This window comes from Candidatus Tenderia electrophaga, from assembly GCA_001447805.1.
Lineage (GTDB): Bacteria > Pseudomonadota > Gammaproteobacteria > Tenderiales > Tenderiaceae > Tenderia > Tenderia electrophaga.
On the sequence record CP013099.1, the window covers coordinates 549,381 to 561,006 of the forward strand.

Sequence of the window (11,626 nt, forward strand, 5' to 3'; positions counted from 1 at the left end):
ACCCCCCTTTTACAAAGGGGGGGACGGCATGTGCCACACCCTGCCTACAGAGTGCTTCCCCCCTTTGCAAAAGGGGGGAGAGGGGGGATTTACCGTCGTTGTCTTGAGTGTGCGTAGCCGGCTGTGGGAATAGCCTATTTAACATCCCCCACAGTCCTGTATGCCCGTATGGGTGCCCTTTTTCAAAGGGGGAGGCTGTGCATGTCGGATCAGGCCTCTGCATGTTACAACCGAATCTCGATATACGCCTCGTCGCGCAGGCGCCGCAGCCACAGCTCTTCCTCTTCCGCCGCCTTGCGTTGGAACAACTGTTGGCGCGCCTGATTGCGATAAAAGGTGTCGGTGTCGTCATGCTGGCGCCGCTCCAACACCTGGACAATATGCCAGCCGAACTGGGTCTGGAAGGGCTCGCTCATCTGGCCCGGTTCCAGTTCGCCCATGGTGGCCTCGAAGGCCGGGACCATTTGGCCGGGACTGCTCCAGCCTAGGTCGCCGCCCTTGGCGGCCGAGGCCTTGTCGTCGGAGTGGGCGCGCGCCAGCATGGCGAAGTCCTCGCCGTTTTGCAGCCGCTTTCTCAATTCGAGCAGGCGATTGCGGGCGCTGGCGTCGTCGACCAGCTCATTTGTCTTGATGAGAATGTGGCGGGCATGGGTTTGGGACACTACGTGGCGTTCGCCGCCACGCTTGTCCATGAGCCGCAGGATGTGGAAACCGCTCGGGCTGCGGATCAGGTCGCTGGTATCGCCGCGCTCCATGTCTGCCACGTTATTGGCGAACAGGGCCGGCAGCTCGCCCAGCTTGCGCCAGCCCAGGTCGCCGCCGGACAAGGCCAGCTGGCCGTCGGAGTGGCGCATGGCCAGCTGCTCGAAGTCCTCGCCTTGCGCCAGCGATTGCAGCACCTCGGCGCCGCGTTGGCGGGCGGCCTCGATATCCTCGGCCGAGGGCGCCTCGGGCAGGTCGATGAGGATATGGCCGAGGCGGTATTCGTCCTCGCTGTTGCCCTGCACCTTTTGTTGCGTCAGAAACTGATCGACTTCCGTGTCGGTGATGTTGATGCGGTTGTTGACATAACGCTGACGCAGCCGCTGTTGCAGGATCTCGTGACGGATCCCTTCGCGGTAGGCGTTAAAGTCGATGCCGTCACCTTCGAGGATGGTGCGCAGCCGTTCCAGGGACAGATTATTCTGCTCGGCGATGCTGTTGAGGGCGCGATTGAGGGTTTCGTCGTCGACGATGATGTTGTTGCTGGTGGCCAGCTGACGCTGCAGGTGTTTCATGATCAGGCGGTCCAGCACCTGTTCGCGCAACACGTCGCCGGGGGGCAACTGGCTGGGGTCCATTTGCAGTTTGATGGTCTTGACGGCGTTTTCCAGCTCGGTCTCGCTGATGGCCTGGTCATTGACGACGGCGACGATGCGGTCCAATTCCAGCGGTTCGGCCTGAACCGCGACGCTGCCGCCGAGCAGCAGCAGGGCGAGCAGACAGTGGCTGGCAATAGCTTTGATCATAATGTGGTTCTCTATTTACTGCGGTGTGTAGCCCAGGATCTGGTCTTGCATGAATTCGTCGATGCGCTTGCCCACGCTGGTCAGCCCCTTGAGCTCCAGTTGCACCAGCCAGCTGTAGCGCAGGCTGCCGAAGGGCGGGGCAATGGCGGAGGCATCGTTGACGAAGATTGCGCGGCGAATGAAGCGAAAGGCCCAGCAGCAGCTGCTGTATTCCAGCCCGGCCATCTTCTCTAGGGTGCGGTCATCTTCCAGCGAGTGATAGCGCCGCGCCATCATACTCCAGCGCGTGCCTAGAGGCCAGAGCACCGAGGTGTCGAGCTCGCGGCTCAGGCCGGCGGGATTGCTGCGCCGGTTGCCGCGGTCGCGGTAGCGCACATTGAAAATATGAAAGTTGTCAGTGCTGTATTGCAGGCGCACGTCGCGTTCGATGATAACGTCGTCGTCCGTGTCCCAGAGCAGGTCCAGCGTCAGGCGCAGATCGTCATTGGGGGTGAATTGGATTTCGCCGATGATGTCCGACTGATGGCCGGCGTCCAGGATATTGCCGTTTAAACCGACGCGCCGGTCGTCCAGATAGACGATCTTGCCGAGACTGCCGGAGAGCTTTTCTGCGCCGCTATCGGCGCTCAGCAGACGCGAGGTCAGCGACACGGTAACCTGGTTGGTGTCGCCGATGCGGTCCAGGCCGGTAAAGCGGCGTTCGCTGAACAGCTGTGACTGACTGAAGGCCAATCGCGATGTGTCGAACAGGGGAAACTGCGACTGGTCGCGGTAGGGCGCATAGACATAGAACAGGCGCGGCTCCAAAGTATGAATATAGTCCTCGCCACCGAGGGCGGTCTCGCGTTCCAGATAAATGCCGGTATCGAGACTGCTGATGGGCACGGTACGCTGCAGTTCCTCGTCGGCAAGCGTGTTATTGGGGTCTTCCAGCTGATAGCGGGTGTGATACACGCTCAGCTTGGGCGTGACATAACCCGCCATGCGTTCAAAGGGCAGGCTGAGCGTGGGGGTGAGGTTGGCCCGCTGGCCGGTAATGCTGTCCTGTCGTTGAAAATGCACCAGTTCACTCTCGAGTTGCAATCTCATTGGACCCACCATGGGCGGGCTGAGTTCATAGGTGATTTGGGGCAGGCGGCGATACGGCTGGCTGCCGACTGGAAGGTCCGGATTGATAATCTGAAAATCCTGGGCCTGGATCATAAAGTGCTGCAGACGGTCGTTGTATTGCAGCTTGGCGTAGCGCTCCAAGTAGGCGGTGCTGCTGGTGCTGAGTGAGTCGCCGAAGTCGTTGAAGTATTCCGCGTCCGAGACGCGGTTGAACAGGAGCTGGTTGCTCCAGCCGGTACCCAACCTGCCCGTATGTTCATAGTGATAGAGGCTGCGATCCTGGCCGAAGAGCTCGTCGTCGATGTTTTCAGTATTGATCATACCCGCGCCGTAGCGGCTCAAATAGCGCAGCTCGTTTTGCCACATCAGGCCGCGCTCGGTGTAGTTGTGCGGGGTAATGGTGAGATCCAGCTGCGGATGCAGATTGAGATAAAGGGGCTGGGCGAATTCGTTGCCGCCGTTGTCGCTGCTGCCCCAGGTGGGCGGCAACAGGCCGGTCATGCGTGCCTCGGTGATGGGGAAACGGATATAGGGGATGTAGAAAATCGGCACACCCTGGAAATGCAGCCGGGCGTTGTAGGCGTTCCCCATGCCCTCGGCATGGTCCAGTTCTACCGTGCTGGCGCGCAGGGCCCAGTCTTCATCGTTCTTGTCGCAGGTGGTGTAACTGCTCTGTTTCAGCACAGTGAGATCGTCCCCCCGCAGCAGAATCTTGGTGCTGCTGCCGCGCGCATGACGTTCGTAGATAAAGAACTCGGCGTTGCTGAATTCACCCTCATCCGTATCCGCCACGATCTGGGCGCGGTCGCTGAAGGCGCTGAATTCCGGCGTCTCGTAGCGCACATTGCCGACCGCGTCCAGGGTGCTGGTGCTGCGGTAATAGGTCGCCTCGTCGGCCAGGAGTTGCTCGTCGGGACGCTGCACCAGCACCTGGCCGAAGAGTTTGACCACCTCGTTGTTCAAACCTTCCGAGGAGTCGGCACTCAGATATATCGGCGCGTCTGCGCCGCGCTGTGCGCCGGGATAGTCCAGGATCGGCGCCGGCCAGGCCTGGCACAGCGCCCACGGCGCGTCTTGCGCCGCCAGGGGCGCGCTGGCGCCCAGCAGGAGCAGGCAGAGGACCGTGTTGGCGCGCCGTTTAATCATGGGGCGGGAGCTTAGCAGCCCGACCGCGGCGTTGAAAAACAGGTCTTGAGGCGGGGGCGACAGACGCAGGAAACAATGGTAGAGCGTGTGATTTTGTCGTAACGTAGCGAGACAGACATGAATGCAGTCAACTATTTGGTTTTAAAGTGCAAAAAAAGCCCCTGGCGCATAAGTATACCTTGTTCCTGACGGTCGGTATGGTGCTCATCCTGGCACTGATCGTCATCACCCGACCCGAACCGCAAGCCCAGCGGAGCGAGCTGCCGCCGGTGCAGGTGCAGGTGGCGCCGGTGCAACTCGGCGATCTGCAGCCCAGCGTGCGGGTGGGGGGCTATCTGCAACCGGTGCAGCAGGCGCGCTTGCAGTTTCAGGTGGGAGGACGGTTGCAGCAGCGCCTGGTCGAGCCGGGTACGCCCGTGGCCCAGGGCGAGGCCCTGCTGCGCCTGGAGCCGGCGGATTACCAGGACCTGCTGACCGAGGCCCGGGCGCAACTGGACATGGAGCGGGCCGCCGTGGCGCGGGATCGTCAGTTGTTGCAGCTGGCCGAGCGTAATCGTGAACTGCAGCAGGCCGAAGTGGCGCGGCAGCAGCGTTTGGGCACGGAGTCCTTGTCGTCCAAGGCGGCCTTGGATGCGGCCCGGCAGCGTTTGTTGCAGCTGCAAGCAGAGGAGGCGCAACTGCGTTACAACGTGGATAGCGCCACGGCGCGTCTTGACCGACTCGAAGCCGCCGCGCGCCGCGCCAAACGCAATCTGGAGCGTACCACCCTGCGCGCGCCCTTCGCCGGCACGGTGAATCAGGTGCTGGTGCAGGTGGGCGACGAGGTGGCGGCCAACGAGGTGGTGCTGGAACTGCTCGATGCGAACCGGCTGGAGTTCTATGCCGAGATCGAGCGCGCGCTCGTCACCGAACTTGAGCGCGGCCAGCGCATCGAGGTGTTGTTGGACGGCCAGACCTACGCGGCGCAGATCGTCGCCCTGCAACAGCACCCCGATCCCGATACCTATACCTATGCCCTGCGGGCGCGTTTCGACAATCCCGGCCTGGTGTCGGGCGCCGCGGCCGAGGCGCGTCTGCTATTGCCCGAACTTAAACAAGTGACGTTGGTGCCGGTCTCGGCCCTGGTGCACGACGACGGACAGGTCTACGTATTCGTGGTCAAGGACGGCGTGCTGCAGCGGCGTCCGGTCAAACTCGGTGCGCGTCAGGGGGAACGGCAGGTGATCGTCGCGGGCGTGGCGGCCGGGGAGCGGGTGGTCAGCCGCGGCGGGGGCAGCCTGAGCGACGGACTCAAGGTGCAGTTCTGAGCTGACCCATGCCCCTGATCCGCTTCTCCATCGACAATCCCCTGATCACCAACCTGATGCTGTTGTTGGTGTTCATCGCCGGGGTGCTCTCCTGGCAGGCCATGCCGCAGGAAATGTTTCCCCTCGTCGAGCTGGACCGCATCACCATCACCACCGAGTTCAAGGGCGCCGCCCCGGCCGAGGTGGAGCGTCAGGTCACCCTGCCCATCGAAGAGGAATTCGACGGCGAGGCGGACATCGATACCCTCATGTCCACCAGCAGCGAAGGGCTCTCATCCATCATCATCGAGTTGAAGCAGGGCAGCGACGTGGATGCCTTTCTGGATGAGGCGCGCAGCATCGTCGACCGGGTCACCGACCTGCCGGAGGAGGCCGAGGAACCCGAGGTGAGGCGCCTGGAGACCCGCTTTCCGGTGATCAGCATGGCGGTCTACGGCGACGTGGCCGCCGCCACGCTGTACGATACGGCGGAAGAGATCAAGCGCCGCCTGCTGGAAATCCCGGGGGTGGCCAGCGCCCAGCCGGCCGGCATCCGCGAGTGGGAGCTGTGGGTGGCGGTGGATCCGCACCGGCTGGCGGCGCGCCGGGTGACGCTGGAGGAGATCGCCCAGGCGCTGCGTCAGAATCTGGCCGAGCTGCCCGGCGGCTCGCTGGAATCCGAGCAGGGCGATATCCTGCTGCGCGGCATCGGCGTGGCGCCCGAGCCGCGCTTGGTGGAACAGGTCCCGGTGCGCAGCAATGCCCGGGGCGGGGTGTTGCGCCTGGGGCAGGTGGCCGAGGTGGACCTGCGCTTCGAGGAGGCCCGTACCCTGGCACGCTACAATGGTCAGCCCTCGGTCAACATCACCGTCACCAAGACTGCCGAGGCCTCCACCATCGAGGTCTCGGAGCAGGTGCGCCTGCTCTCCGAACAGCTGCGCCAGGAGTTGCCGGCCACGCTCCAGACCGGCGTCTTCAGCGATCTGTCCCTGTATGTCAAAAACCGCCTCAACACGGTCAAGTCCTCGGGCGTGGTGGGTTTGGTGTTGGTACTGCTGTCCTTGTATCTGTTCCTCAATTTTCGTGTCGCCCTGATCACCGCCATGGGGATTCCGGTCTCCTTTTTGGTTGCCATCATCGGGATGAACCTGTTCGGCCACACCATCAACATGGTGTCCCTGTTCGCCTTTCTGATCGCCTTGGGGATGATCGTCGACGATGCCATCATCGTCACCGAGAATATCTACCGTCATCTGGAAATGGGCAAAACGCCGCGCGCGGCCGCACAGATCGGCACGCGCGAGGTGATGGCTCCGGTGATTGCTTCCACCGCCACCACGGTCGCCGCCTTCCTGCCGGTATTCGCCATCGGCGGCACCATGGGGGCCTTCGTTGCCGTGATCCCGGTGGTGGTGAGCTGCGCCCTGCTGGGCTCGCTATGGGAGGCCTTTGCCGTGCTGCCCTCCCATGCCAATGAGTTTCTGCGCCTGCAGCCGCGCCGGCAACAGACGGGCAGCGGCCGCTGGCGCAAGGTGGTGCAGCGTTATAGCGACGTGTTGAGCTGGGCGGTGGTGAATCGTTACCTGGTGGCCGTGGCCACCGTGGGCGTGCTGGCTATCGTCATCGCCATCGCCATGACCCGGGTGCCGTTTCAGCTCTTCGGCAGCGTCGAGACCGGGCAATTCTTCGTCAACATCGAAACCCCCAACACCTACAGCCTGGAGGACAGCGCCGCCACCGCCAAGCGCCTGGAGCAGGTGTTCAACCAGGTCATCGAGGACGACGAACTGCACAGTCTGCTCACCAATGTCGGCGTCACCTTCATCGATTTCAACACGATTCGTTTTGGCAGCAAATACATCCAGTTCATCGTCGATCTGGAAAAGCGCGAGCCGCAGGGTTTTATCGAGACCTGGATCAGCCCGGTGGTGAGCCTGGAGTTTTCCTGGGAGGGGGCGCGTGAGCGCGCTACCGAGACCATTATCAACCAGCTACGCCAGCGCCTGTTGACCGAGCCGGGCATCGAGAAGCTGTCCATCCTGCGTCCCCAGGGCGGGCCTACCGGGGCCGACATTGAGGTGGGGGTGCACGGCAAGAACATCCAGGGTTTGATGACGCACGGTGACGCCATCGCCGCCTTTCTCAAACAGACGCCCGGCGTCTATGACGTACGCACCGACATGGAGGCGGGCAAACTCGAATACCGCTACCAGCTCAACGAGCGCGGACGCCAGCTGGGGCTGACCCAAATGCAGCTGGCCGACGCGGTGCGGCGCGGCTATCAGGGCGAAGAGGTGGTGTATGTCACGCGCGCTGACGAGCGCATCCCGGTGCGCCTGATTTTCACAGACGCGGTGCGCGATCAACTCGAGACCCTGCAACGCCTGCCCATCGTTGTGCCCGGCGGTGGCGTGGTGATCCTGTCGGACGTGGCCGATATCGACATGGGGCGGGGTATCGAGAGCATCAAGCACCGCGATCTGCGCCGCCTGGTGACGGTGACGGCGGAGGTGGATGACGACATCACCACGCCGCTGGCGGTGACCGACCTGATCCGCCAGGAGTTCGAATCCATTCAAGCGCAGCGCGATTACGGCCTGGTGTTTTTGGGTGAAAAGAAAGAGGCGGCCGAGTCGGTGCAGGATATGTTGCGCGCCCTGGTGATCGCCTTGACGGTGATCTTTTTCATCCTGGCGGTGCTGTTCCGCTCGCTGTTCGATCCCTTCGTGGTGATGTTCGCCATTCCCTTCGGCCTGATCGGGGTGGTGGCGGGTCACATCATCATGGGGGAGCATCTGCAGTTTCTCTCCCTGCTCGGCTTTCTCGCCCTGACCGGTATCGTGGTCAACGATTCGCTGATCCTGATCGAGTTCGTCAAGCGCATGCGCGGCGAGGGCTATGACCGGCTGGAGGCGGTGGTGGAGGCGGGCCGGGTGCGCATGCGGCCGATCATTCTCACCAGTGTGACCACCTTTTTGGGCGTGTCGCCGCTGATCTTTTTCGCCACCGGTCAGGCCGCCTTTCTGGCGCCCATGGCCATCAGCCTGGGATTCGGCCTGCTGTTCGCCACGCTGTTGATCCTGGTGGTGTTGCCCTGTTTTTATCTCATCGGCGATGATTTGCATGGGGCGAGTTGTCGGCGCTGGCGCCAATGGTTCGGCGCGTCGGAACAGGAACGGGTTTGAGATGGATGACAGACTGAAACAGTTAACGGCCTGGGTTGAGAAGACGCTGGGCATCGCTGTGGCGGATATCAGTCCGGCCTCCAGCGATGCCAGCTTTCGGCGCTATTTTCGCGTGCGCCAGGGGGGTGACAGCTATGTAGTCATGGACGCACCGCCCGCAAAGGAGGACTGCGGTCCGTTTATCAAGGTCTCGGCGGCCATGGCCACCTTTGGGCTGCACGTGCCGGTGGTGTTGCAGCGCGACCTTGCCCAGGGCTTTCTGCTGCTGACCGATCTGGGCGAGCGCCAATACCTACAGGTGCTCAACGCAGACAATGCCGGCGCCTTGTATGGCGATGCCATGGCGGCATTGGTGAAGTTGCAGGCCGGCGGTGCGCACAGCCGCGTCGCCTTGCCGCCTTATGGGCGTAAGCTGCTGATGTTCGAGATGGGCCTGTTTAAGGATTGGTTGCTCGATAAGCAGCTGGGGCTGCGCTTGAGCCCGGGGGTGTGCCAGGAACTGGAGGGAATCTTTATCTATCTGGCGGATCAGGCGCTGGCCCAACCCCGCGTGTGGGTGCACCGCGATTATCATTCACGCAACCTGATGGTCACCGACGTGAATAACCCCGGCGTGCTCGATTTCCAGGACGCGGTGTCGGGACCGCTCAGCTATGATCTGGTGTCGCTGCTCAAGGACTGTTACATCCGCTGGCCGCGTGCGCGGGTCGAAGCCTGGGTGAATGAATATTTTGCGCGCTTGGCCGAGGCCGGGCTGGCCGGCACGCTGAGCGCCGAACAGTTGCTGCACTGGGTCGATTTGATGGGGACGCAGCGCCACCTGAAGGCGGCGGGCATTTTCGCCCGCTTAAATAAGCGCGACGCCAAACCGGGCTATTTGCAGGATATTCCCAGGACGTTGGGGTATGTCTGTGAAGCGGCGCAGTGGCAGCCGCGGTTGCGGCCCTTGGCTGATTTGCTTCAGGAGCGGGTACTGCCCGCGCTGGATGCGTCTTCGCGGTCGTAGCGCATGCGGGTGCCGTGCAGCAGGGACAGTTCGAGTTCGCCGGCCGAAACCTCTTTGGGAAACAGGGCGCCGGAGATTTTGGCGCCGTTGATGCTGGCGCCGCGCAGATTGGCCTCGCTGAAGTCCACCCCCCGCAGGTCGGCCTGGCGGAAATAACAGCCGCTGAAATCGACGCCGGCGGCGTCTACTCCCTTCAAGTCGACGGTGCGAAAATCGCAGTTGGTGAGGTCGAATTTGGCGCCATTGCGCTTCTGGTCGTTGAATTCCTCGATATTGCCGTCACGCAGCAGCCGGTACATCGGGTCATCGGTCTTGATTAAAGGCATGGTGATTTCTTACCTCGTGCGATTTACTTGAACAGCCGGGACGACTTGCGTTCTTCCTGGTTGAGGGATGTGGTCTTGAGTTTCTCGGGCGGCTCGACCAGTTCATATTGATATTGGGAAAACGACGTGGTCGACTCCAGCTGGCGTGTCAGTCGGGCATAGAGAATACGATTGCCCAGGTTGAGCATGATCACTGAGCCGATGTCATATACCGCCGCCGGTGTGACCAAGGTGGTGGGAAACTTTTCCGGGTCCAGGTCGGGCGCAATCAGGGCGCGGAAGTATTCGCCGCCGGTGCCGACGCCGGCCACCGCCTTGGCGGCCGTGGCACGGGCGTCCTCGGCGATGGTGCGCACCCCTATGTTGATGTCCTCGTCGACCACTTTCATCCAGCGGATGACGCCGATGGTCCAGCCTTCATCATAGGCGCCGCTGCGCGCCGCCAGCAGTTCGCCGGTGCGCGCCGGAGGGTTGGTGCGGGTCGGGCAGCTGAGGCCGTAGCCACCCTGATTGGTATTGATGACCTGACAATCGTAGACCTGGTATTCCACCTTCTCGTTATCGGTGAATTCTTCGATGGTCTGGGCCGAGGTGGCGAAGACCTTAATCCAGATATCCTTCTGGCTTTCCCCCTCGCTGCCTTCGAATATGGAACGCCGCGGGTTGTCCAGGTCGCCGCGCAGGTGGTAATCACTGGCCTCGTGTTTCCAAGGCGTGTGCTCCTCCGGGATCAGGGACAGGGAGTCGCTGGTCAAGTGGGCACTGTCGTGGTCCTGGATCTCCAACTCTTTTTCTTCCGGGGAGAAGGCGCTTTCACCGCTGATGAAGTGATGCGCCAGGGTCAGGCTGCACACCACTTGGGTGGGCGTCTGGGTCGGGGTACGGTGGCTCATGCGTTCGCGGCGGATGCCCCAGCTTGTCGACCAGCGGAAATACATGTCGCGCTCCATGCGCTTGGCGAGGTTGCTGTGCACGGCATTCTTGGTCTGGGTCGCCAGCACCCGGATCTCCTCATTGAGCGTGTTGAGGATGGCCTTGATTTCGAACAGCCGGCCTTCCTTGGGACGGATTTTGGTCGCGGTGTTGGGTGCGTACAGCGGCGGCGCATCCATGTTCAGGTCGACGAACAGTTGGCCTTCCGGCACGGTTTTATTGCCCAGCGGCATGATCTTGCAGCTGGGCGCCCATTCGACCAGGCGCTTATACATCCTCACCGCCTCGCCCTGCATCAAATGATAGGGGTTGGCCAGCGACAGCAGAATAATGCGCCGATAGGTGTTGGCGATGGTGGCCGGGGTGGGTTCGTCGCTGGCGTTGAGCGGGCTCAGACGGATATCGTGCAGCTGCTGTCTTTCGGCGTATAGGTAAAGCTGGTTCAGCTCCATCCAGATATGCGGCGGTTCATCGGCGTATAAGGCATAGGCATCCAGCAGCTGGCGCGCCAAAAAACTCATGGCGTAGTAGATGGCCTGGGGCAGTTGCGTGGTGCCGCTGCCGGTGGCCGCCTGTTCTTCCAACAATTCCTGCACGATGATCTTGTAGCCGTAGCTAAGTTCGGTTTGCAGGTCGTGGATGATGCCGGCACTGCGGCCCTGTTTGGGCGCCAAAGGCAGAGGCATGTTGAGATAGGTGGAGCGTACACTGCTGACCAGATCATCCAACAGCGGCAGGATCATGGCCATGATCTGGGTGCGGACATGCAGGTCCAGGGGCGCGCGGTTGAGCGGTTTGAGCAGGTCATGAATCCGGACACAGCTCTCGCGCGCATTGGCCAGCGGCAGGGCATCCAGGCTGGCCCTGACCTGAGCGATGCTCGGGTTGATGGTGACGCTCGGGTTGTGCGTGCGCTCAGGGATACGTAATTTGATCATCGAATCTCCACTTGAACGACCAATCTGGCATGGTTTATTGTCTGCATACTCAAGTATATCGGTAAGGCCCACAATAACTTGCAGCAATATAATCGGGGGAAGATATGGGCGACACCACACATCATTGTACAGGGGGCTAGCATAAACCAATTATGTATGAATCCGAAAGTCGGCTTAGACACTGAACC

The 11,626-nt window shown here is 61.8% G+C and carries 7 protein-coding genes; 3 read left to right on the forward strand and 4 right to left on the reverse strand.

Translation table 11 applies throughout. The annotated features are described in order from the left end of the window. Positions 1–224: 224 nt before the first annotated feature. Both Tel_02525 and Tel_02530 read right to left on the reverse strand, forming a co-directional pair. Entirely contained in the window at positions 225–1,508 is a 1,284-nt protein-coding gene (locus tag Tel_02525) for a molecular chaperone SurA (GenBank protein ALP52106.1), read from the reverse strand. Between the two features lie 15 nt (positions 1,509–1,523). Continuing rightward, entirely contained in the window at positions 1,524–3,764 is a 2,241-nt protein-coding gene (locus Tel_02530; GenBank protein ALP52107.1) for a hypothetical protein, read from the reverse strand. A 146-nt stretch (positions 3,765–3,910) separates the two neighbouring features. Between Tel_02530 and Tel_02535 the strand changes: the two genes are divergently transcribed. The 3 genes from Tel_02535 to Tel_02545 are packed head-to-tail and all read left to right on the forward strand — an operon-like array spanning position 3,911 to position 9,241. Next, on the forward strand, positions 3,911–5,071 hold the full coding sequence (locus tag Tel_02535; GenBank protein ID ALP52108.1) for a hypothetical protein: 1,161 nt from the start codon (positions 3,911–3,913) through the stop codon (positions 5,069–5,071). Between the two features lie 14 nt (positions 5,072–5,085). Next, positions 5,086–8,235 (forward strand): cobalt-zinc-cadmium resistance protein, encoded by a 3,150-nt coding sequence (locus tag Tel_02540; GenBank protein ID ALP54707.1) that lies wholly within the window; start codon positions 5,086–5,088, stop codon positions 8,233–8,235. Between the two features lies 1 nt (position 8,236). Continuing rightward, a complete protein-coding gene (locus Tel_02545) occupies positions 8,237–9,241 on the forward strand; it encodes an aminoglycoside phosphotransferase (protein ID ALP52109.1) in 1,005 nt (334 codons plus the stop codon). Here the strand turns inward: Tel_02545 and Tel_02550 are convergent. Together Tel_02550 and Tel_02555 are read right to left on the reverse strand one after the other, a co-directional pair. Continuing rightward, the gene (locus tag Tel_02550; protein ID ALP52110.1) at positions 9,196–9,573 is read right to left on the reverse strand and encodes a hypothetical protein; all 378 of its coding nucleotides are present in this window, start codon (positions 9,571–9,573) and stop codon (positions 9,196–9,198) included. The genes Tel_02545 and Tel_02550 overlap by 46 nt on opposite strands. Before the next feature lie 17 nt (positions 9,574–9,590). Further along, positions 9,591–11,438 (reverse strand): hypothetical protein, encoded by a 1,848-nt coding sequence (locus tag Tel_02555; GenBank protein ID ALP52111.1) that lies wholly within the window; start codon positions 11,436–11,438, stop codon positions 9,591–9,593. Positions 11,439–11,626 lie beyond the last annotated feature (188 nt).